This is a genomic window from Streptomyces sp. NPDC022910 (genome assembly GCF_055561075.1).
In genome coordinates this window covers 81,616-101,633 of record NZ_JBVHHL010000006.1, presented here as the reverse complement: position 1 = coordinate 101,633, position 20,018 = coordinate 81,616, and the positions used below count along the sequence as shown (strand labels likewise).

The window sequence follows — 20,018 nt, the reverse complement described above, 5'->3', positions numbered from 1 at the left end:
GCCGGGGCGCGTGACGCGCGCCACACTCCGAGACATGAGCCACCTGCCGCCTCCGGCCGAGGAGTTGCGGATCCTCGACGCCGAGCTGCGGCAACTCGACGCCCGCCGGATCCAGTTGCTGGCGCGCCGCGCCCTGCTGGTCGGTCTCCTGCAACCCGCCTTCCCGCCCGCTGGACCGACGCCACAGCGCCCCGAGACGACGGCACCCCGTGTGCAGAACGTGCTCCTCGTCCTCGGCGGCGTCCTGCTGACCATCGCCGCGATCGCGTTCACGCTGGTCAGCTGGGGGCATCTGGGGATCGCCGGGCGGTCGCTGGTACTGGGCGCGCTGACCGTGGCGGCACTGGGCGCACCGGTCGTGCTCCTCGGGCGTGGGCTCCGCTCGACCGCTGAGGCCGTCACGGGCCTGGGGCTGCCGCTCACCGTACTCGACGCTTACGTGCTGCACGAGGTGGCGCTGACGGGGACCGATGGCCTGGGGTACGCGGCCGTCGCGGCGGCGGTGCTGGCCGGGCTGTGGTCCGGGTACGGCCGGGTGCTCGGCGCCCTGCGCCTCCCTCTTCCCGCCGCGACGGCCGCCGCCCAACTCCCCCTGCCGCTGTGGGCGGTCGCGGCCGGCTCGAGTTCGTACACGATCACGGCCTCGCTGTTGCTGACGGCCGCGTTCGACACGGTTGTGGCGCTCCGGACGCCGCTGAGGTCCCTGCGCATCACCGCCTCGGCGGGGGCGTACGGCATGGGCGGCTGGGGCGTACTGGCGGCCGGCCGGCTCTCCTGGGAGGCCGTCGGCCCGAGCGCCGCCGCCCGTGCGGCGGCGCTCCTCGTCCTCGCGGCGGCGATCGCGCTGGGTGTCGCACGGCGGGCGCCGAAGCCGGGCCTGGCCACCGGCGCCGCGGTGACCGGCGGGCTGCTGCTGGTCGCGGCGCTCGGCGGCATCCCACGCGCGTCGCTGCCCGGGGTGTGGGCGACACCCGGCTATCTGGCGTGCGGGGTCGCCTTGGCGGCGGCTGTGCGCGGCCCGTTCACGGAGCCGGTGCGGCGCGGCTTCGCCTGGGCCTCGGGCTCCGTACAGGTCCTGGCGGTGGTGTGGGCGCTGCCCCTGGTCGCCGTCGCGCTGCTGGCGCCGTCCGGCTGGACGGGGTCGGTCTGGTCCGGGGCCCCGTCCGACCTGCGCGCCGCGGTGACGGCCTGGGCACCCTGGCCTCCGCAGGCCGCGACCGCGCCGCTGGTGCTCGCGGCCGTCGCCGCGGTCCTGGCCGTGGCGGCCCGCGCCACTCCCAGCTGGCGCGTCCAGGCCACGACCGGCGCGCTGGCTCTGGCATGGGCGACCGCGCTCGTCCTACCGGCGACGCTGGAACTTCCTTACACGGTGGGGCTGTTCGCGCAGGGGCTGACGGTGGTGGCGGTGCTGGCTGTGGCGGCTTACGCACGTCGGAGGTCGACGTCCGTCACCGCCGTCGTACTGTCCCTCCTCACCGCAGTCGGTCTCGCTCTCCTCTCCCTCGCCTCTCAGGCCGCGACCCTGACCGTGCTCGGCGCGCTGACCGTGCTCTTCGCGGTCGCCACTGCGCACCGGCGTCTGGCCGGTGTCGGCGCGAGCGCGTCGCTGGCCGGTGCGACGGGCCTGGCCTGTGCGGCGGGTGCCGCCACGGACCGGCCGGCCGCGCAGACGGCGCTGCTGGTGCTGGCCGTCCCGGCCGTCGCGGCGCTGCTCGCGGCACGGGTCCCGCGGATCGCGGTTCCCGTGGAGGTCAGCGGCGCGGCGGCGGGGCTCGTGGCCATCGGTCTGGCTGTCACCGCGGGAGCCGTGCTGTCGCTGGTGCTGGCCCTGTGCGGGCTGATCGCCGCGGGCACCGCCGTACGCGCGGACCGTCGTCCGGCCGGATATCTGGCGGCGACGCTGTTCGTCCTGGCCACCTGGGTACGGCTCGGCACCTGGGCGGTCGGCGCCCCGGAGGCGTACACCCTGCCGGTCACGGCCCCGGCGCTGGTCGTGGGCTTCGTCCGACGGTACCGCGAACCCTCGGCCTCCTCCTGGACGGCGTACGGCCCCGGGCTCTCGGTGACGCTTGTGCCGAGCCTGCTCACGGCCTGGGGCGACGGGGACTGGCCGCGCCCGCTGCTGCTCGGTGCCGCGGCCCTCGCCCTGACCCTGCTGGGCGCCCGCCATCGGCTGCGGGCGCCGCTCCTCCTCGGCGGGACCGTGCTCGTGCTGGACGCGTTGCACGAACTCGCCCCCTATCTGGTGCGGCTGGCGGGCGTACTCCCTCGCTGGCTGCCTGCCGCGCTCGCCGGACTGCTGCTCCTCACGCTCGGCGCAACCTACGAACAACGGATCCGCGACGCCCGGCGGGTGCGCGAAGTGCTGGGACGCATGCGTTGAAAGCAGCGACAGGAGTCGTAGGTGTCCCGGCCAAGTTGCTCATCTTCAAATTCCCGGCGCTCCCCGGGGACTTGAGGCCGAGCAGGACATCTCTCCTGTCGCGCTCGCGCAGAAATCCGACGGCGTTACGGAATACATCCGGGGATTTCCACCGGCCGTCCGGGCCCGGGGCTTCTCCCGGAAGGCCACGTAATCCTGGAAGTCCGTCTTGAGCACTTTCTGAATCGATTTGAGTAAGCGCTTGTCAGGTGGCCGCCGACAGGCGGGCGACCGGAGGCGCAGGGGCTCCTGGAAGTGGCCGAGCGCCGGCGCGCGCAGGACGACCGCCAACCGATTGGGCGCCGAGGGCGGAAGCCTCTTCAGGGTCCGCAGCAGTGCGCGGCGTGCTCCCGCACCCGTCGACCACCCCTCAGCGGGAGCTTCACCCCCCCCGGCCCGCCCTCGGCGCATCGAGAGATCGGCCGACGCCCGGCCACGCGGGGAGCGAGGGCCCTCAGCGCCCCGGCTCGGACACACGACGAGGGCGGCGTGACCCACGGTGTCCGTGCGTGCACGCCGCCCTCGAACTTGTGGGCGATACTGGGATCGAACCAGTGACCTCTTCGGTGTGAACGAAGCGCTCTCCCGCTGAGCTAATCGCCCGGGCGCAGGAAGAACATTACCCCATGTCAGGAGCGCTTCCGACCGGGCACCGGCCGGTACCGGATCACTGGTCCTCGATGTTCCAGGGCATCGCCAGGCCGAACTTCCAGACATACACGCCGACGAGCACGGCCACGATCGCCACACCCAGCGACGTCAGGATGATGTTGCGGCGGCGCACCCTGGGGTCGAGTGCATGCCGGGCCGCCTCGGTGACCCTGCGCTTCGTCCAGCGCAGCGCCAGCTGGGCCCAGACGAACTCGGTCGCCCAGATCGCCATACCGGCGAAGATCACCAGCCAGCCCGGGCCGGGCAGCGGGAGCATGATCACGCCCGCGCCGACCACGACGAGACCGATCACGAAGACGCCCACCTGCCAGCTGAGATGCAGCGCCCGCCGGGCCTTGATGAATGCGGGCGCCCGCGAGCCGAGCGCCCGCTCGGCCTTCGAATCCTGCCCGGCCACGGCGGTCCCACCCTGCTCGTCACTCCCCGTATTCATACGCCCAAACCCTACCGGAGAGAAACCAGTCACCGGAATGGACGTACGGCACGAACGATGTCTCGGCCGGACGAGCTACGTAAAGACAGGCAAAACACTCAGAGGGGTTTACAACGGCACCGTAGGTGGCATGTCGATTTCGCCGACGTGCGAATCCCCGAGCGCACACTGAGCGAAAGGCCCTGGCGCTTATGAACACCACGGTCAGCTGCGAGCTGCACCTGCGCCTCGTTGTGTCGAGCGAGTCCTCACTGCCTGTTCCCGCGGGACTGCGGTATGACACGGCCGATCCCTATGCCGTGCACGCCACCTTCCACACCGGAGCCGAGGAGACCGTCGAGTGGGTGTTCGCCCGCGACCTCCTCGCAGAGGGCCTGCACCGGCCCACAGGGACCGGCGACGTCCGCGTCTGGCCGTCCCGGAGTCACGGTCAGGGCGTCGTCTGCATCGCCCTGAGCTCCCCGGAAGGTGAGGCCCTGCTCGAGGCCCCGGCGCGGGCCCTTGAGTCGTTCCTGAAGCGGACCGACGCCGCCGTGCCGCCCGGCACGGAGCACCGCCACTTCGATCTCGACACGGAGCTCTCCCACATCCTGGCGGAGAGCTGACGCGACACCCCAACCGCCCGGCGCCGTCCACTCGGGGAGACGGCTCGGGCTCAGGACAACCGCATACGGCACACCCGGGCGTCGTCGCCGCGAGCTTTCGCGGTGGGCGGCGCCCTGTCGCGTACTCACAGTGATGTCCTCGGTCCGAGACGTGACGGTCGGCCTCCGCCCGGTGTCACGGAGTCGTTCCGGTCGTCACGAGGCGCCCCTGGCTCGGCCGGCGGCCGTCCACGGCGGCGGTGAGCCGCTAGGCTCGGCCAGCATCGGCGGGCGCCCGCCCGACCCCCAGGCCAGGGAGCGACACGTGCTGATCACCCACGACACCCGGTGCGCGCTCGACCTCGTGGTGGATCTGGTGAACACCACACCCGAGGGCGACGAGACGGACGGGCTCCCGGATGTCACCGCCCTCGACGATTTCGCCCGCAATCACGATCTGAGCGACGTCGGGGTCCTCTCGGAGTTCGACCTCTCGGCGGTGCGCAAGATCCGCGGGCGGTTCGCGGCGGTCTTCGCGGCGACGGACGCCCGGACCGCGGCCGGACTGATCAACGAGCTGGTCGCCGCGGCCGGAACGACACCCCGGCTGACGGACCACGACGGCTACGACTGGCATGTGCACTACTTCGCACCCGGCGCCTCCGTCGCCGATCACATCGCCGCGGACTGCGGGATGGCGCTGGCGTTCTTCGTGGTCGCCGGTGAGCAGGAGCGGCTGCGCCGCTGCGAGGCTCCCGACTGTCGTCGCGCCTTCGTCGACCTCTCCCGCAACCGCTCTCGCCGCTACTGCGACAGCCGCACCTGCGGAAACCGCCTCCACGTGGCCGCGTACCGGGCACGCCGCAAGGAAGCGGCGGGCTGAGCAGAGCGCCACCACGGCAAACCGGCCTGGCCCCCACCCCTTCGACGCGCCGAGGTGGTGGGGCTGACGGAGCCCTCGGCGGGTGGCGCCAGGGGCTCCGCATACGGCTCAGAGCATCAGCAGATCGTGCAGTGATGCCATGAGCAGCAGGCAGCCGATAACCGCAAGGAAGATCATCAGCGGTGGCTGGGAAAGCGCGAAGAGACAACCCCGACGCTCCTCGGGAGGAGCGGCGGTGTCGCTCTGGGTTCTGTCCAGCATCTCGCCGCGATGATGGCGCAGCCGACACCCGCCACGCGATCTACACGCCCGGAATGACGGGGAGTTCGCCAATATCCGTGATCTACGGAACGAAGATGATCTCGGCGTGTGCGATCTTGGTCATCCGGGGCCCTCGCCCGACCGCTGTGTCGTTTCAATCCGTCATATGCCGTGCTTCTTCAGGATGGCCTCGATGTCACTGAAGTCGTCCTTGGAGTCGGCCGCCCGGGGCGTGGCCGTGGGCCGGGTCTCCGGACGGCCCCCGCCGCCCAGGGCCGGCGCGGAGGACGACGGAGGCGCTGCCTCGCGCCGCGCGGCCCGTGCCGCCTTGCGCTCCTTGCGGGTCCCGCCGCCCCGGTGCTCCACGGCCCGTGTGGTCGCGAACAGCAGCCACGCGGCGCCGAGCACGCCGAAGCCCGCCCATGCCGTGGGACTGAACGCCGTGTCGGCCAGCCAGCCCACGACCCCCGTCATCACCAGCCCCACGGGCACGAGCGAGTACGCGGCGATACGGGCCGCCGCGAGGAAGCGCTTGCGATAGGCCGTGACCGCGGCGATGCCCAGGCCGGCCGCGGAGACGGCGGAACAGACTGTCTCGGCAATCATCCGGTCCTCCACGCGGATCCGTCGGGCAGGGTCGGTTCGTCCCTTCCATCCTGCACCGCCGCGCGCCCTGCGTGCCACGGTCCGGCCCGACCTCAGGAACATCTCCGGGTCAGCTCCTCCTCAAGACGGCGGACCGTCTCCACCCGTGGCATCGGGAGCCCGGGCGCACTTCCACCCCTGACGCCCCAGCCCCCGCTCCCGCCTCCACCCCCGCCGCCGGAGGTCCCGTTTGGGGGCACGTCCGCGGTACTGGGAGACTGGTGACCATGAGTGACTCCTCCCCCGGCCCGGCCGCCGCCCCCGTCCTGGACGTCTGGTGCGAACTCCAGTGCCCCGACTGCCGCACCGCCCTCGACGACCTGCGCGCGCTGCGCGCCCGCTACGGCGACCGGCTGGAGCTCCGGCTGCGGCACTTCCCGCTGGACAAGCACCGGCACGCCTTCGCCGCCGCGCAGGCCGCCGAGGAAGCGTTCGAACAGGGGCAGGGCTGGCCCTACGTCGAGGCCGTGCTCGGCCGGGTCGAGGAACTGGACCGCAAGGGAGAGGCCTTCCTCGTCGAGGTGGCCGGCGAACTCGGCCTGGACGCCGAGGAGTTCGACACGGCGCTGATCGACGGCCGGCACATCCTGATCGTCGACGCCGACCAGGCCGAGGGCAAGGCGATCGGTGTGACCGGCACCCCGACGTATGTGATCGGCGGCCAGCGCCTCGACGGGGGCAAGAGCCAGGAGGGCCTGCGGGCACGCATCGAGGAGATCGCAAACCGGCTGCTGGCCGAGGAGGCCTGAGCCTCAGGGCAGCTCCTTGTACAGGTGATACGAGGTCGTCTCGTACCCCAGTGAGGCGTACAGGCGTTCGGCCGGGGTGTTGCCCGCGAAGACGTTGAGGGCGATGCGGTCCTTGCCGCCCGCGGCCGCCTGAGCCTCGGCGAGAAGCATCAGCGTGCGCCCGTGGCCGCGGCCCCGCCGGGTCTCGTGCACCTCCACGTTGAGCACGAACGCGGTCTCCGGCCACAGCCCCAGCCACAGGACGCCGGCCGGTTCCCCCTCGTGCTCCAGGACGCTGATCAGCGTGTCACGGGTCGCCAGGCCGTCCGGCAGGAACCTGGCGTCACTCTGGTCCGCCTTGGCGTACGCCTCCGTCTCCGGCACACCCCGCTCGATGAGGCTGCGCGCGAAGAGCTGCCTCTCCTGTGCCCGCCACGGGCCGTACTCGGCCTCGGTCATGGGCCGCGCGACGCTGCCGGCCGGCAGTCGGGGCGGGGTGTCGTCCAGCCGCTTGTCCATGTTCCGGTTCCGCAGGACGTACCCGAGTGCCGTCGCCAGCCGGAGAGCCGCCTCGGCGTCGCCCGGCACCGACGCCTCGACACGCCTGCAGCCCCAGCCGCGCACGACCTCCTCGGCGGCGAGCGCGGCCACGGTGCCCCTGCCCCTCCCGCGGTCCGGCTCCTCGATGCGCAGGTCCTCGATACGGGCCACGGTGGGCCCGTACTCGGGGTGCGTGGACAGGTGTATGTCGCCCACCGGTCGGCCGTTCACGCACACGTGATAGCGCCGCGAACGCGTCCCGTCCGCGCGCTGCTGAAGCGGCTCGACGGGCCGCAGGGTAGTGGTCATCAGGGGTGTTCTACCCGCTGTCGGGCCGCGGGTCAGCCGAATATCTCCGGCGTTCAGGGATCGAGGTCGTTCCCGGACCGCTCGTCGAAGATCCGCATGGCCTTCGCCGTCACCGGGCCGGGCGCTCCCGGCAGTTCGCGGCCGTCGACCCGGTGCACTGCCTGGACGTCCCGCAGCGTGGACGTGAGGAAGATCTCGTCCGCGTGCTCCAGGACGTCCAGCGGCAGCTCGGTCTCCTTGGCGCCGGTCCACTCGGCCGTCAACGCGCGCGTGATGCCCGCGAGACACCCGGAGGCGAGCGGCGGGGTGTGGAGCTCGCCGCCGAGGACGACGAAGACGTTGGATCCCGTGCCCTCGCAGAGCTGTCCGACCGTGTTGGCGAACAGCGCCTCCGTGGCGCCCCGTTGGGAGGCCCTGGCGAGGGCAACGACGTTCTCGGCGTACGACGTGGTCTTCAGGCCGGCCAGCGCACCGCGCTCGTTGCGGGTCCACGGTACGGTGATCACGGCGGTGGAGTCGGGACGCCGACTGGTCCCACCGACGGCGACCACGAGGGTGGGACCCTGGTCGCCGCGGTCGGAGCCGAGCGGGCCGTGGCCACCGGTGTAGGTGATCCGCAGACGCCCGAGCGCCAGCGGGTTGGCCTCCAGAACGGCGGCGCAGGCGCGGCGGACCTCGTCGAGGTCGGGGTCCGGAAGCCCCAGGCCGCGCGCCGAGCGGGTGAGCCGGTCGAGGTGGCGGGTCAGCGCGAACGGCCGTCCGTCGACAGCCTTGACGGTCTCGAAGATGCCGTCGCCGACGGTCAGCCCGTGGTCGAGGACGGAGACGCGGGCGGACTCGATGTCCTGCAGCCCGCCGTCGAGCCAGATCTTCACGAAAGGGTCCCTCCACTCGCCTCGTACGCCCCCGACGCTACCGCGAGCAGCCGGGCGGCCTTCAGTTCGGTCTCGTGCCACTCCCCCTCGGGGTCGGAGCCCCAGGTGATGCCCGCGCCGGCGCCGAACCGCAGGACGGCCGCATCCCCGGCGGTTCGGTCGATCCAGAAAGTGCGGATACCGACGGCCAGCTCGCCCACTCCCCGGTCGGCGTCCACCCAGCCGATGCCGCCGCAGTAGGGGCCACGGGGCGCGGTCTCCAGGGCGTCGATGATCCGCACGGCGCTGGACTTGGGTGCTCCGGTGATCGAGCCCGCTGGGAACGTGGCGGCGAGCAACTCCGGCCAGCCGGCGTCCGCGCGCAGCTCACCGCGGACCGTGGAGACGAGATGGACCAGGCCGGGGTGCTTCTCGACGGCGCACAGATCGGGGACGGCAACGCTGCCGGTGGTACAGACGCGGCCGAGGTCGTTGCGGACCAGGTCCACGATCATGACGTTCTCCGCGTAGTCCTTCTCCAAGAGGTCCGCCTCGGTGCGCCCGGTGCCCTTGATCGGACCGGACTCGACGGTCCGGCCGGCGCGGCGCAGGAAGAGCTCGGGGGAGGCGGTGGCGATCTCGACGCCGTGGTGCGGCAGGCGGATCGTTCCTGCATACGGCGCCGGGTTGCCGCGTGCCAGCACGGCGGTCAACGCGTCCACGTCGGCCTCGGGTGCGACGGGCGCGGACAGTACCCGGCAGAGGTTCACCTGGTAGACCTCTCCGGTCGCGATGTGCTCACGGATCCTTCGCACCCCCGCGGCGTACGCGGTGCGGTCGAGCGAGGACGCCCAGTCACCGGCCGCCGGTCCGCGCCATCCGCCCGGCAGCGGAGCGGGCACGGGCTCTTCTCGTACCTCCTCGAAGCGGGCACAGGTCAAACGCCCCTCGTAATCCGCGCAGACCGCCCAGAAACCGGTGGAGTCGAGGGCCGCCGGGTCGCTGGTGACATCGAGGAGACCGGTGGCGACGCGTTCGCCGAATCGGGCGAGAGGAGGCAGGTGGAGCACGCAGTCGAGTCTATGGCGGGTGTCCCGCAGGTGGCTCGTACATGTCCCCGCGGGTGCCCTGACCATGACCTTGACCAGGTGCAGCGCAGCACGCTGCACAAACGCGTTTTTGTACTGGCCCGGGAATCCGCTAGAGTTCAACACGTCGCCGGGCCGTGGAAGCGGTCCGAAACGACAGGCGGACGTAGCTCAGTTGGTAGAGCGCAACCTTGCCAAGGTTGAGGTCGCGAGTTCGAGCCTCGTCGTCCGCTCGTAGGAACCAGGGGATCTTCCCGAGCCCCTGTCTCCTGGTGGAGTGGCCGAGAGGCGAGGCAACGGCCTGCAAAGCCGTCTACACGGGTTCAAATCCCGTCTCCACCTCCAAGGACGATTAGCTCAGCGGGAGAGCGCTTCCCTGACACGGAAGAGGTCACTGGTTCAATCCCAGTATCGTCCACCAGCTCAAGGGCCTGATTCACTCACTGGATCAGGCCCTTGACGTATCCGGGGAGCCACACGGGGAGCCACCGGCCGATTGATCAAGCTTCCCAGGCATCCTCGCCGAAGATCACATCCATGGTGTCGGCCCCCTCGGTGATCACCGGCCGGAGCTGCTTGCGGTAGACGACCTCCGTCGTGGTCGTGCTGCTGTGGCCGACCACGCGAGCGATCTTTTCCACGGGGATACCGTGATCGGACATCGGCGAAACGAAGCTGTGCCGCAGCTCCCGAGGCCTCCACTCCGGCGCCAGCCCTGCCGCCTTGACGATCGACCGAAAGGCCCGGCGCACGTTGGCAGCATCGAGCACCTGGCCGGTGGTCGTGGCGAACACCAGGTCGGAGGGGTCCCACAGCAGTCCGTACGCGATCCGTTCGTCCTGCTGCTGGCGGCAATGCTCTACCAGGGCTGCGACGACCAGCGCGGGCAGCTTGAGCGTTCGACGACTCTTGCGAGTCTTGGTCTCCATGCCGCCGCACCGACCGCCAGACCTCCACGTGGGGCGGCGCAGCACCAGCGGGCCGCAGGTGAACGTGTTTCCAGGTCATCGGCCGAGCCTCCTCGGTGCGCACACCAACCAGCAAGGAGAGCACCACGTAGGCGTGGAGCCGAGACTCGCGCGCTGCAACCAGCACCGCCCGGGCCTGGTCCAGGGTCAGCGCCTTGCTGAGCCGTCCAGCCTGCCCCTCGGGCACCTCGACGGGCAACGTGACGTTGCGCCGTACCTTGTCCCGCCGCATCGCGTGATCGATGGAGCGGCGCAGGATCGACAGCACGCTACGGAGTGAGGACGTGGCCAGCACCTTTGCGCGATCATCCAACCAGTCGTCCACGGCGTCGGCGGTCAGCTCCCGCAGCTTCGCCCGGCCCAGCAGAGGCAAGACGTGTTGCTCCGCCAAGATGCGGTTCTTGTTGACCGTGGCCGTGTCGCGCCCTTTGAGTCCCCGGGCCAGCCAGTCGTTCACGGCGTCCGCCACGGTGTAGTTCGCCGGCGTCCGGTCACCGACCTCCAACTCTTTCCGCAGCTCACGGAGTTTGCCACGCACCTCGGTCTTGGTCTTGCCGTAGACCTTGGGGCGGCGGCGCCTACCGGATGGCGTGTAACCCAGCGAGATCGCACCGGCCCAGCGCTGTTTCGACTCATCCCAGTAGATCGAGTCATCGCCATCGCCCGCCTTTGAGCGGCGCCTCTTCCCCGTCATGCCGCACCTTGCCTGACAACGCTCAGCCAGGGTCGTTGTGCCGCAGCCTCGGCCAGCGCCTCGCGCTTGAGCAGGTCAACGTACTCCTCTACGTACTCGGCCGGGACCAGACGACGGCGCCCGATCCGAACCGTACGCAGTCGCCCAAGTCGGATCTCCTCGTAGACGGTCGAACGAGCCAGGTCGAGGAGCTGGGCCACGGTCTCTACCCGAAGGAGACGCTGAGGCTCAGTCAGTGCCGCCATAGTCAGCACTCCCCGCGTCGTTGAGGTCGGCCGGGTCTGTACGGTCACTGGTGTAACTCCCGAGCTGGAAGCGACAGTTGATGACTGACGTGGTGAGTGACACCGAGGCGCAGGAGGTGCTTGTGGACGAGGTCGTGGACGACGCCCTGATCCAGCAGCTGATGGCCCGTGCGAAGGACGGCGGGATGAAGCTGGCCGGCGAGGGCGGTCTGCTGCAGCAGCTGACCAAGAAGCTGCTGGAGTCCGCCTTGGAGGGCGAGATCACCGACCACCTGGGCCACGAGAACGGCGAGCGGGCCGAGGCCGGGCGCAGGGAGAACTACCGCAACGGCCATCGGGCCAAGACTGTGACCACCGACATCGGGACCGTCGAGATCGAGGTGCCCCGGGACCGGGCCGGCACCTTCGAACCGATGATGGTCAAGAAGCGTCAGAAGCGCCTTGCCGGTGTCGATGAGATGGTGCTGTCCCTGTCCGCCAAGGGCCTGACCCACGGCGAGATCTCCGCCCATCTGGCCGAGGTCTACGGGGCGAGCGTCTCCAAGCAGACCATCTCCACGATCACCGACAGCGTGGTCGCGGGGATGACGGAATGGCAGAACCGGCCGCTGTCGTTCGTACAGTGGCGCGCTCCACCTGGACGCCCTGAACCACGCCTGCTCCACGGTGTGTGGGTCGACGGCGGACGGGATGGGAGCGGGGGAGAGTGGTGGGTAGAGGAGGCGGTGTGGTGCGGCCGAGGGGAGAACAGCGCACTCCCTGGGACGACTCAGTCAGCCGCTCAGCAGTGTGCTCAGGAACGCGATGATTACGCAGAGCGCGGCACCCAGCAACAGGATGACCCCGGCCTGACCGAGTCGGTGCCCTACGCGGTCGACGAGGCCAGCGCGGAGTTCGGGTCGGCCAGTGGAGTTCGCCCGGGAGGCGAATCCGGCGCCCGCAAAGACGAACAGCGCTATGCCGAACAGCGTCAACGCCGCGTACCCCTCGGTTCGGGCCGGACTGATCCGCACGTAGGAGCCCGCGTGGACCCGGTCCAGGCGAGCGGTCTCCCCCGAAGCCAAGGAGGGGTTCACGGTGAAGTGTGCTGCCGGGTCCGTAGAGCGTCCGTCGTCCGACCGGAAGGTGCCGCTGCACCAGATCTCGGGCTTCGGCTGACCGACCCGTGCGCAGGATGCGACTGTGAGCGTGCCGGGCTCGCCCAGCAGGCCGACGGCGTGGCCTGCCTGGTACAGCCCGAAGACACTCAGCCCGGCCCCGGTCAGCGCGAACAGGACAGAGAACACCAGCCGCTGGGCCGGGTTCGCCGACCGCGACGGCCCCCGGTTCGAGATCACTGGTGCCATGCACTGCCCCTCTGACCTGGCGGTCCCTCGAAGACGACACGTGACGCTACCGGATGCGCCCAGATCTGGGGCCACCGGGAGGCACTCTCGACGGACGCGTGAGGGCCGACCAGAGCCAAGGGCGGGCCTGGGTGCCGGAAGGCTGTGAACACGGCATAGAGCCCACACGTGCCCTCTACGTGCCCGATCGAGCAGCGCCCGACGGGGAACACCGGGGAACACCAGCGAACGGACCAGGAACGCGCAGGTCACCGTCTCGCCAGGTCAGCACCCTTCCGCATACGTGATCTTCCAAACTGGAGACAACCCGGCGCGAAGTTGGGCCGTCGGGCCGTCCGAGGCGAACCAACGGTGACAGACGATGACAGCCGACCACTACGTCAGCGCAGGTCAGGGATTGGTGATGGGAGAGAAGTGCACGTGAGAGACTAACCGTGCCACTTCCAGAAGAACTGATGTGTCCTTGTGAGCTACAGCATCTACGTTCAGCGCTTTGCACATGGTGACGCGGCTCCTATGGACGATGAGCGGGGCCAGGCACTCCTGGCGCCGCACGTGGTGGCCAGAGAGCCGGACTACGGTTTCATCCGCATCCGGGCGAGCGACGGCGGCGAGGCCGACGTCTATACGAGCCCAGGCAGCATCATGATCAACCGCTTCGCCTGGGGCGGCATTCTCGACATCGTCGCCGAGCTCGTCGAACGTCTGGAGGCTGTGATCCTCTTGCCGGAAGGGGTGGCCATCTTGGGTACCGCGGAGGGTCGCTCACACCTGCCAGTTGAGCTTCGGGCCGACGCCGTCGTTGTCGACCTCAGCGGTGCGAACATCCAGGGCGTCATCGAGAGCGTTTGACGGCAACCTTGGCCATGCCGGTCATGAGCGCAACCTGCACAAGCGGTCGGTACAGCAGGAAAGTGCAGCAACCACGGCAACCGCTGCTGACCGCTACCGGGCCCAGGCGACCGGCTGAACAGCCATGCAGACCTCAGCGGCCGTCCCCCCATAGTTCGCATCAAGGGGCGGTCAGACAACGGTAGCCGTGCCCGTTGCGTGCCCGGTCCGACGGGACACAGCGGGGACTCACGGGGAACAGCGGCGGCGATCGCGCTCCGGCCCAGGTCACGGACTTGGCAGATCAGCCGCCACCCGCGTACGGCGTCTTCCAAACTGGTGCTGCTTGGCTGCGCGCGAGAAATCGTCAAGATCTGTGGAAGATCCCTCAGCCGGTCCAGGCACCTGCCCGGAGGAAGCCCGGGATCACCTCTCTGAAGGCATCCGCATGATCGGCGGACAAGGAGCGCACTTCTGCCACCGCGGCTTCCCGGATCGTCGAGGCGCGCAGCACCGCGAGCGTGCGGCGTTCGGCCGCGATCTCCCTGCTCTCCCATGGCCCCGGCGGCGGGGGCATGTCCGTGGGGTCGATGATCCGTGTCCCGGTCGGCTCCGGATGGGCCAGCGTGTCATCGATGGTGTCGTGCAGTTCCAGAGCGCCACTGCAGGCTCCCCGGCCACGTTCCGCCGGGTCCTCGGCGAGATCGGCCCGTAGGGAGTGGGTGAGCACGAGCACCGACCGGAGCGCCCAGTACTCGATCTCGTTGGAGCTCTGGGCGGACATCTCCGGCACTTGGTCGAGCGTTCTGGCAAGCTCCTCCCGCCGCGCTGCGCTCGCGGCCGACCATGCAGCATCCAGACCCTGCCGGTACAGCCCAGCCGTCCGCTCGGAGGCACAGGCTTCGCCCAGGGGTAGGAGCCGCTGTGCGCACCCCGTCGCGAAGAGCTGCACCTGCCAGGGCGCAAGCTCCCGCAGTTCCCCAACGATCTCCCTGAAGGCGCTCATCATTCCCCTCCAACCTTTCGGGCTGAGTGTCTACTGAGATTCGCCGCGTGATGTCGCCCGGAACAGCCCTTTGAACTGCGGCGATGGCCGCCTCACGGACGACTCCACTCGAAGATCACCAGTAACTGCGCTACAACCGCCCCGCACTGAGGCGCACAAAACCACGGACGCTTACGGACAGTACTCGCAGGTCACCGGCGGTCGGGCTGCAGGTCACACAGTCGCTCGGATTGCTTCGGGACGAAGAGGTCGTGGGTTCAAATCCCGCCACCCTGACAGGTGAAACACCAGGTCAGGCCCGGCCTCTTTCTCAGGAGACCGGGCCTGATGGGTTTTTGGGAGGCGCCTGGGGAGTGAGCGGGGAGTGGATCACGGAAATCTCGCCTCTCCGTGATTTAGGTCAGAATCTGACCTCTACGACCCCTGGCGTCCTCCTTGCCCGGCGGAACGTAAACCACGGAAGGCAGCGACCATGAGCGAGACCGTGACTGTCAACGAACTGGCCACCCACGACCCGGCCGATGCGCCGACCGCCACCAGCGAGCGCGCCGACTTGCTGGAGGCGCTGGCCAAACATCGACACTTCCTGCGTTTCACCACCCGCGACCTCACCGACGAGCAGGCCGGGAGCCGGACCACCGCCAGCCAGCTGTGCCTGGGCGGCCTGATCAAGCATGTCGCGGCGGTCGAGCGGACCTGGGTGCAGTTCATCCTGGACGGCCCGTCGGCGATGGGTGACTTCACCACCATGACTGAGGCTGACTGGGCCCGGCGGGCCGACGAGTTCCGGATGCTGCCCGGCGAGACGCTGGCCGGCGTGCTCGCCGACTACTCCGAGGTAGCCCGTCGGACCGACGAGTTGGTCGTCAGCCTGCCCGACCTGGACGCCACACAACCGCTGCCGAAGGCCCCGTGGTTCGAGTCGAGCGCGCGATGGTCGGCCCGCCGCGTGCTGATGCACATCATCGCCGAGACCGCCCAACACGCCGGCCACGCCGACATCATCCGCGAGTCCCTGGACGGCGCCAAGAGTATGGGTTAGCCAGCGGCGCGGTAGAGCGTATCGCCTCCGCACGATCAGGGGCGATACGCCCTGTGACCCCGCAAACGCCTTGCCCCATGGTCCGCGGGGCAAGGGCGTCGGGCGAGGCAGCTGACATCTACGCCTGACATCAACGGGCGCGAACGTCGGCGTATCACCGCAGTTGAGGCGTACTCGCAAGCGTCGGTACGAAGCCACTATGCAGGCCGAGAAGAGCCGCCGGACCGAACTTGTAAAGCTGCGGTCAGCGCGAGTGCTGTACAGCAGGGAGGTACAGCAACCACCGCAACCACTCTCGACCGCCGGCGGCCCCAAGCGACCGTTTGACGTGCCCAGCAGACCTCAGCGACCACCGCGCCCATAGTTCGCATCGAGGGGCGCGGGGCACGCCCGCCACGTACCCGGGCAAGGGAGCCAACCGGGGAGCCACAGAGGGAGCCACCCGGGGAAGACGTTCATGGACGACAGCGGACGGACTCGGACGCCGAAGCCGAATTGGCGCAGGTGGCGGAGGATGCGCTACTGTCTTCCACGTCGCCAAGGCGACGAGGACGATTAGCTCAGCGGGAGAGCGCTTCCCTGACACGGAAGAGGTCACTGGTTCAATCCCAGTATCGTCCACACGGCGAAGCCCCCGGCCCTGCGGCCGGGGGCTTCCTCGTGACCTCAGCTGGAGAACAGCATGTGACCGAAGCTCTTGTGGCGGTGGTGGCCGTAGTGACCGCCGTGGTGGCCGCCGTGCGGAGCACCCCAGGCGGGAGCGGCCGGGTAGGCCTGCGGGGCGGCCGGGGGCGGCGGGGCGGGCTGCGCCCACTGGGCCTCCAGGCGGGTCAGCGCCTCAAGCTCCCCGTAGTCCAGGAAGATGCCGCGGCAGCCGCTGCACTGCTCGATCTGGACGCCGTTGCGGTTGTAGGTGTGCATCGGCGCATGACACTTCGGACACTGCATGGTCGGCTCAACTCCTCGCCGGTCGGTGGTGCTTCGCCAGGTAGGGACTCACTCCCGTCCTGGTCGGTTGCAGCCTACGTCGCACATCCTTGCGCCAACTCGGGCGGGATGGTGCCCATTCGGACACAGGCGTCGACCACGGCCCGCTCCACCTCGTCCAAGGGGCGGTCGGCGGCCACGGACTTGGCGATGGCCAGGGCCGCCGTCTGCACGGTGAGGGCGCGCGCGGGGATGTCGAGGGCGGGCCAGGGGTCGCCGGCGGAAGGGACCGCGGGACCGTCCTCGTGCCGGTAGGCCGTGAAGAAGCGGGTCCACTCGTCGGGCGGGAGCAGCCCGCAGGCGTACCAGGCGGCCGGGCGGGCCAGATCCCAGGCGGGGTCGCCCACGCCGAGGTCGTCGACGTCGATGAGGAGCCAGGGACCGGTGTCCGCGGGGTGGCGTACGAGCTGCCCGAGGTGGAGGTCGCCGTGGCACAGGGTGCGGGCGGGCGGCGGGGCCGCCTCGGCGCGGGCCCAGGCCGGGAGGGCGGCCCAGGCGCGGAGAACGGGCTCGGCGGCGGGGTGCGGACCGGCCGCACACAGACGCCGGATCGCCCGGGCGGCCTTGGCCGGTCCGCGCATGGGCGGGAGGTCGGCGGGGGCCGGCGCCCGGTGCAGCCGGGCGAGGAGGGCGGCGGCCGCCTCCCAGGGGGCGGCGTCCGGCGTGTCCGGGTCGACGGGGGTGCCGTACGGCCAGAGGGTGACCAGGCGGCCGTGGAGGTCGGCGGGTGTGGGGTGGAGGGGCGCCAGAAGGATCCCGGGAAGGTCGGCGGCAGCCGCGAGGCGGAGGGAAAGCTCCCGGAGGTCGGTGCCCGGGGCATGCGCCTTGGCGACCGCGTCACCGTGCCGGACGACCGTGCCGTCGTCGCGCTCTGCGAGCACGGCATCCGGGTGCCCACAGACTCCCCCTCGGGGATGAGCCGCGCACCGGGCCTTGACGGTGAGGGCGGGCAGTACGTCGGCGGTCACAAGGCTCCCTGGGCAATACGGACTCGCCTAGAGCGTACGCGCGTGCCGGAGCCTTCCAGCCTTCTCAGTCTTTCCCCCACGACCACAGCAACCATCAATTGAGGAACCACAACGGCGACCCACCACATCCGCGAGAGCGGCGCCGGTTCAGGCGCAAAAGACAGCAACGCCCGCGCAGCTCCCCAGCTGCGCGGGCGTTTGTGCCGTCCGCCGCACCCCCGTCCCCACGGGGTTTCATGGGTGGATGTCCCCGCCCGGACCGCTCTTCCGGGCCTGGGGCGCCGCTCAGCGCCCCAGCATCACGCCCACGGACGACGCTTGTGTGACCACTGCCTCCCAGCCGCCGAAGGCGTACACGAGCAGGGCCGCCAGGGGAAGGACCATCGCGGTCGCCACCAACGGGTGGCGACGGCCCGGACGGCGCGTGCCGAACGCAGCACCGAACGCTCTGCGTCCCTGCGTGCGGATCAGTGTCCGCGGTGCCGTCTGAGCCATGGTCCCTCTCCTGACCGTTGTGCTGTTGTCGTTGGCAGCGGCGGGTGTCTGACCTCGGGGGACGAGTGCTGCACCCGCCGCTTGACCTCAAATCTAGGTGTCGGGCGGACCGGGGTCGTCATGCCCTCGTATTGATTGCCTGGCCTCCCGGAGGATGAGCGATGACCTGCGGTGTACTCCCCTGGGTGGAGGCGGGGTCCTAGGTCTCGGGGTCTTCCCCGAGGGGACGCCCGGTGTGTCCCTTCCGCTCCGAAACGTCCTCCCGCGGAACCGGCTGCTCGACGAGCGCCAGCACCCGGTTCGCCATGAAGCGCGCCGTTCGCACGACCGTACCGCTTCGGGTGACTTCGCTCACTTCCACGACTCCCCTGCGCACCGCCGTCTCCACCCGGCGGCCCGCCCTGCTCGCCACGACCTCGTAGGTGCGCGTCGTGTCCCCGGCGTCCACGACTATCTCCACACGATCACCCTTCACGGGTTCAATCCCCCTTCCGCAACGGGTGGTTGGGGTCACAGGCGGCGCGAAGCCGGCCTGTTCGCACCTCCCCTGACCACCTTTCAAGTCTCCCACCAGGCACTGACAATCGATCGGGGCGAGAGGGCGCGGCCTCTGCGCGCACCCGGCCGTGGAAACGTAAGCTGTGGCTCGTCAAACGGACCGGGCAGCGGGGATGGACATGGCGATGATGCGCCTGAGGCGTGAGGACCCGCGTGTCGTCGGCTCGTTCAGGCTTCACCGGCGGCTCGGCGCGGGCGGGATGGGCGTCGTCTACCTCGGTTCGGACAAGCGTGGCCAGCGGGTCGCGCTGAAGGTGATCCGGCCGGATCTGGCGGAGGACCAGGAATTCCGGTCGCGGTTCGCGCGTGAGGTCTCGGCGGCACGGCGGATCCGTGGCGGGTGCACGGCGAGGCTGGTGGCCGCCGATCTGGAGGCGGACCGTCCGTGGTTCGCCACGCAGTACGTGCCCGGGCCCTCCCTGCACGACAAGGTCGCCGAGGAGGGCCCCTTGACGGCCGCCGAGGTGGCCGCGGTGGGCGCCGCCCTGTCCGAGGGCCTGGTGGCGGTGCACGAAGCCGGGGTCGTGCACCGGGATCTGAAGCCGTCCAACATCCTGCTGTCCCCGAAGGGACCGCGGATCATCGACTTCGGCATCGCCTGGGCGACGGGCGCCTCGACGCTCACGCATGTCGGCACGGCCGTAGGCTCACCCGGCTTCCTCGCTCCCGAGCAGGTGCGCGGGGCCGCCGTCACCCCGGCCACGGACGTGTTCTCGCTCGGCGCCACCCTGGCGTACGCGGCGACCGGCGACTCGCCCTTCGGACACGGCAGTTCCGAGGTGATGCTCTACCGTGTGGTGCACGAGGCGCCCCAGCTGCACGGCGTACCGGACGCACTCGGCCCACTCGTCCGCGCCTGTCTGGCGAAGGACCCCGAGGACCGGCCCAGCACGCTCCAACTCTCCCTGCGACTCAAGGAGATCGCGACCCGGGAGGCGCAGGGGCTCGCGGACGTGCGGCCGCCCGCCCAGCGCGGCGAGCCGGACCGTCCCACGGAGCAGTACGCCGACCAGCGCACCCTGCGGCGTCCGCAGGGGCCGGGTACTCCCCCGCCCCGCAGCAACGGCTCCCGGCCGGGGTCGCGCCCGACTCCGGTGCAGCGGAACACGACCCGCTCCGGCGGCCGGCCCGCACCGCGCAGCGGCAGCGGACGGCCGGCACCCCGCACCACCGGGACCGGGCGGCGGCCGGCCAACCCGCGGCTGCTGCGGCAGCGGCTGTTCGTGTTCGTGGTGGTGACGCTGCTGGTGGCGCTGGGCATCGCGGCGGCCCAGGGCTGCCAGGGGCCGACGCGCGGGCTGCACCTCGGGGGCGTGCGCAAGGACGTACGGCAGGAGCAGACGTTCGCTTCCCTGCCCGGCGACGACCCGAGGGCCGACCAGTACCGCAGCGAGCCGAGCCGGGACGACTGACCGGCACGGCACACGGGGCCTGCGGCAACCGGCGGCCAGGCCCCTGG

Annotated in this window: 19 protein-coding genes, 5 tRNA genes and 2 pseudogenes; 12 read left to right on the top strand and 14 right to left on the bottom strand. The window is 70.5% G+C overall.

Annotated features, from left to right (window positions below):
- The first annotated feature begins 34 nt into the window (after positions 1 to 34).
- Positions 35 to 2,383, top strand: a complete 2,349-nt coding sequence (locus ACZ3TS_RS08245; protein ID WP_467614785.1) for an SCO7613 C-terminal domain-containing membrane protein — start codon at positions 35 to 37, stop codon at positions 2,381 to 2,383.
- A 570-nt stretch (positions 2,384 to 2,953) separates the two neighbouring features.
- On the opposite strand, the gene ACZ3TS_RS08240 is transcribed toward ACZ3TS_RS08245, so the two are convergent.
- Positions 2,954 to 3,025, bottom strand: a tRNA-Val gene (locus tag ACZ3TS_RS08240).
- Positions 3,026 to 3,089: 64 nt separating this feature from the next.
- Entirely contained in the window at positions 3,090 to 3,527 is a 438-nt protein-coding gene (locus ACZ3TS_RS08235; protein WP_467614782.1) for a TIGR02611 family protein, read from the bottom strand.
- A 191-nt stretch (positions 3,528 to 3,718) separates the two neighbouring features.
- On the opposite strand from ACZ3TS_RS08235, the gene ACZ3TS_RS08230 reads away from it, so the two are divergent.
- Together ACZ3TS_RS08230 and ACZ3TS_RS08225 are read left to right on the top strand one after the other, a co-directional pair.
- Positions 3,719 to 4,132, top strand: a complete 414-nt coding sequence (locus tag ACZ3TS_RS08230) for an SsgA family sporulation/cell division regulator (RefSeq protein WP_003959770.1) — start codon at positions 3,719 to 3,721, stop codon at positions 4,130 to 4,132.
- A 304-nt stretch (positions 4,133 to 4,436) separates the two neighbouring features.
- A complete protein-coding gene (locus ACZ3TS_RS08225; protein WP_467614779.1) occupies positions 4,437 to 4,994 on the top strand; it encodes a CGNR zinc finger domain-containing protein in 558 nt (185 codons plus the stop codon).
- Between the two features lie 108 nt (positions 4,995 to 5,102).
- On the opposite strand, the gene ACZ3TS_RS08220 is transcribed toward ACZ3TS_RS08225, so the two are convergent.
- Both ACZ3TS_RS08220 and ACZ3TS_RS08215 read right to left on the bottom strand, forming a co-directional pair.
- The gene (locus tag ACZ3TS_RS08220) at positions 5,103 to 5,255 is read right to left on the bottom strand and encodes a hypothetical protein (RefSeq protein ID WP_252423638.1); all 153 of its coding nucleotides are present in this window, start codon (positions 5,253 to 5,255) and stop codon (positions 5,103 to 5,105) included.
- Positions 5,256 to 5,417: 162 nt separating this feature from the next.
- A complete protein-coding gene (locus ACZ3TS_RS08215; RefSeq protein ID WP_467614776.1) occupies positions 5,418 to 5,861 on the bottom strand; it encodes a hypothetical protein in 444 nt (147 codons plus the stop codon).
- Between the two features lie 266 nt (positions 5,862 to 6,127).
- Between ACZ3TS_RS08215 and ACZ3TS_RS08210 the strand changes: the two genes are divergently transcribed.
- Complete coding sequence (locus tag ACZ3TS_RS08210) at positions 6,128 to 6,649, top strand: DsbA family protein (RefSeq protein WP_467614774.1); 522 nt, start codon at positions 6,128 to 6,130, stop codon at positions 6,647 to 6,649.
- Between the two features lie 3 nt (positions 6,650 to 6,652).
- On the opposite strand, the gene ACZ3TS_RS08205 is transcribed toward ACZ3TS_RS08210, so the two are convergent.
- From ACZ3TS_RS08205 to ACZ3TS_RS08195, 3 genes are read right to left on the bottom strand one after another with little or no spacing between them, the layout of a single operon-like run.
- Entirely contained in the window at positions 6,653 to 7,477 is an 825-nt protein-coding gene (locus tag ACZ3TS_RS08205) for a GNAT family N-acetyltransferase (protein ID WP_467614771.1), read from the bottom strand.
- A 53-nt stretch (positions 7,478 to 7,530) separates the two neighbouring features.
- Positions 7,531 to 8,352 carry an aminotransferase class IV gene (locus ACZ3TS_RS08200; protein WP_467614769.1) on the bottom strand — a complete coding sequence of 274 codons (822 nt, stop codon included), beginning with the start codon at positions 8,350 to 8,352 and terminating at the stop codon, positions 7,531 to 7,533.
- Positions 8,349 to 9,401, bottom strand: a complete 1,053-nt coding sequence (locus ACZ3TS_RS08195; RefSeq protein WP_467614766.1) for a chorismate-binding protein — start codon at positions 9,399 to 9,401, stop codon at positions 8,349 to 8,351. The genes ACZ3TS_RS08200 and ACZ3TS_RS08195 overlap by 4 nt, the downstream gene beginning before the upstream one ends.
- 178 nt (positions 9,402 to 9,579) lie before the next feature.
- On the opposite strand from ACZ3TS_RS08195, the gene ACZ3TS_RS08190 reads away from it, so the two are divergent.
- The 3 genes from ACZ3TS_RS08190 (at position 9,580) to ACZ3TS_RS08180 (ending at position 9,840) form a co-directional block, all read left to right on the top strand.
- A tRNA-Gly gene (locus tag ACZ3TS_RS08190) sits at positions 9,580 to 9,652 on the top strand.
- Positions 9,653 to 9,690: 38 nt separating this feature from the next.
- A tRNA-Cys gene (locus ACZ3TS_RS08185) sits at positions 9,691 to 9,764 on the top strand.
- Position 9,765: 1 nt separating this feature from the next.
- A tRNA-Val gene (locus tag ACZ3TS_RS08180) sits at positions 9,766 to 9,840 on the top strand.
- Positions 9,841 to 9,919: 79 nt separating this feature from the next.
- Here ACZ3TS_RS08180 and ACZ3TS_RS08175 read toward each other — a convergent pair.
- Positions 9,920 to 11,081, bottom strand: a pseudogene (locus tag ACZ3TS_RS08175) (site-specific integrase).
- Complete coding sequence (locus tag ACZ3TS_RS08170; RefSeq protein ID WP_467614763.1) at positions 11,078 to 11,326, bottom strand: helix-turn-helix domain-containing protein; 249 nt, start codon at positions 11,324 to 11,326, stop codon at positions 11,078 to 11,080. Before ACZ3TS_RS08170 ends, ACZ3TS_RS08175 begins: the two are co-directional and overlap by 4 nt.
- Positions 11,327 to 11,406: 80 nt before the next feature.
- On the opposite strand from ACZ3TS_RS08170, the pseudogene ACZ3TS_RS08165 reads away from it, so the two are divergent.
- Positions 11,407 to 11,946 (top strand): annotated as a pseudogene (locus ACZ3TS_RS08165) (transposase); the annotation flags it as partial.
- A gap of 1,191 nt (positions 11,947 to 13,137) precedes the next feature.
- Entirely contained in the window at positions 13,138 to 13,524 is a 387-nt protein-coding gene (locus tag ACZ3TS_RS08160) for a hypothetical protein (RefSeq protein WP_467614762.1), read from the top strand.
- Positions 13,525 to 13,891: 367 nt separating this feature from the next.
- Here the strand turns inward: ACZ3TS_RS08160 and ACZ3TS_RS08155 are convergent, their stop codons facing one another.
- Positions 13,892 to 14,509 (bottom strand): hypothetical protein, encoded by a 618-nt coding sequence (locus ACZ3TS_RS08155; protein WP_467614759.1) that lies wholly within the window; start codon positions 14,507 to 14,509, stop codon positions 13,892 to 13,894.
- Positions 14,510 to 14,981: 472 nt separating this feature from the next.
- Here ACZ3TS_RS08155 and ACZ3TS_RS08150 point away from each other — a divergent pair, with 472 nt between their 5' ends.
- On the top strand, positions 14,982 to 15,551 hold the full coding sequence (locus tag ACZ3TS_RS08150; RefSeq protein ID WP_467614756.1) for a DinB family protein: 570 nt from the start codon (positions 14,982 to 14,984) through the stop codon (positions 15,549 to 15,551).
- 549 nt (positions 15,552 to 16,100) lie between these two features.
- Positions 16,101 to 16,172 (top strand) — tRNA-Val (locus tag ACZ3TS_RS08145).
- Positions 16,173 to 16,217: 45 nt separating this feature from the next.
- On the opposite strand, the gene ACZ3TS_RS08140 is transcribed toward ACZ3TS_RS08145, so the two are convergent.
- The 4 genes from ACZ3TS_RS08140 to ACZ3TS_RS08125 form a co-directional block, all read right to left on the bottom strand.
- Entirely contained in the window at positions 16,218 to 16,499 is a 282-nt protein-coding gene (locus tag ACZ3TS_RS08140; protein WP_467614753.1) for a TFIIB-type zinc ribbon-containing protein, read from the bottom strand.
- Positions 16,500 to 16,573: 74 nt separating this feature from the next.
- Positions 16,574 to 17,506 carry a phosphotransferase gene (locus ACZ3TS_RS08135; protein WP_467614751.1) on the bottom strand — a complete coding sequence of 311 codons (933 nt, stop codon included), beginning with the start codon at positions 17,504 to 17,506 and terminating at the stop codon, positions 16,574 to 16,576.
- Between the two features lie 285 nt (positions 17,507 to 17,791).
- Positions 17,792 to 18,001 (bottom strand): hypothetical protein, encoded by a 210-nt coding sequence (locus ACZ3TS_RS08130; protein ID WP_467614749.1) that lies wholly within the window; start codon positions 17,999 to 18,001, stop codon positions 17,792 to 17,794.
- Positions 18,002 to 18,200: 199 nt separating this feature from the next.
- Complete coding sequence (locus ACZ3TS_RS08125) at positions 18,201 to 18,476, bottom strand: hypothetical protein (RefSeq protein ID WP_467614747.1); 276 nt, start codon at positions 18,474 to 18,476, stop codon at positions 18,201 to 18,203.
- Positions 18,477 to 18,672: 196 nt separating this feature from the next.
- On the opposite strand from ACZ3TS_RS08125, the gene ACZ3TS_RS08120 reads away from it, so the two are divergent.
- Positions 18,673 to 19,971 carry a serine/threonine-protein kinase gene (locus ACZ3TS_RS08120; protein ID WP_467615150.1) on the top strand — a complete coding sequence of 433 codons (1,299 nt, stop codon included), beginning with the start codon at positions 18,673 to 18,675 and terminating at the stop codon, positions 19,969 to 19,971.
- The last annotated feature ends 47 nt before the right edge of the window (positions 19,972 to 20,018 follow it).

Excerpts from the sequence above, each read along its gene's own strand:
- ACZ3TS_RS08150 (WP_467614756.1), top strand. The coding sequence starts at position 14,982 with ATGAGCGAGACCGTGACTGTCAACGAACTGGCCACCCACGACCCGGCC.
- ACZ3TS_RS08245 (WP_467614785.1), top strand. The coding sequence starts at position 35 with ATGAGCCACCTGCCGCCTCCGGCCGAGGAGTTGCGGATCCTCGACGCC.
- ACZ3TS_RS08120 (WP_467615150.1), top strand. The coding sequence starts at position 18,673 with ATGGACATGGCGATGATGCGCCTGAGGCGTGAGGACCCGCGTGTCGTC.
- ACZ3TS_RS08215 (WP_467614776.1), bottom strand. The coding sequence starts at position 5,861 with ATGATTGCCGAGACAGTCTGTTCCGCCGTCTCCGCGGCCGGCCTGGGC.
- ACZ3TS_RS08230 (WP_003959770.1), top strand. The coding sequence starts at position 3,719 with ATGAACACCACGGTCAGCTGCGAGCTGCACCTGCGCCTCGTTGTGTCG.
- ACZ3TS_RS08140 (WP_467614753.1), bottom strand. The coding sequence starts at position 16,499 with ATGCAGTGTCCGAAGTGTCATGCGCCGATGCACACCTACAACCGCAAC.
- ACZ3TS_RS08210 (WP_467614774.1), top strand. The coding sequence starts at position 6,128 with ATGAGTGACTCCTCCCCCGGCCCGGCCGCCGCCCCCGTCCTGGACGTC.
- ACZ3TS_RS08170 (WP_467614763.1), bottom strand. The coding sequence starts at position 11,326 with ATGGCGGCACTGACTGAGCCTCAGCGTCTCCTTCGGGTAGAGACCGTG.
- ACZ3TS_RS08130 (WP_467614749.1), bottom strand. The coding sequence starts at position 18,001 with ATGGCTCAGACGGCACCGCGGACACTGATCCGCACGCAGGGACGCAGA.
- ACZ3TS_RS08205 (WP_467614771.1), bottom strand. The coding sequence starts at position 7,477 with ATGACCACTACCCTGCGGCCCGTCGAGCCGCTTCAGCAGCGCGCGGAC.
- ACZ3TS_RS08235 (WP_467614782.1), bottom strand. The coding sequence starts at position 3,527 with ATGAATACGGGGAGTGACGAGCAGGGTGGGACCGCCGTGGCCGGGCAG.
- ACZ3TS_RS08220 (WP_252423638.1), bottom strand. The coding sequence starts at position 5,255 with ATGCTGGACAGAACCCAGAGCGACACCGCCGCTCCTCCCGAGGAGCGT.
- ACZ3TS_RS08155 (WP_467614759.1), bottom strand. The coding sequence starts at position 14,509 with ATGAGCGCCTTCAGGGAGATCGTTGGGGAACTGCGGGAGCTTGCGCCC.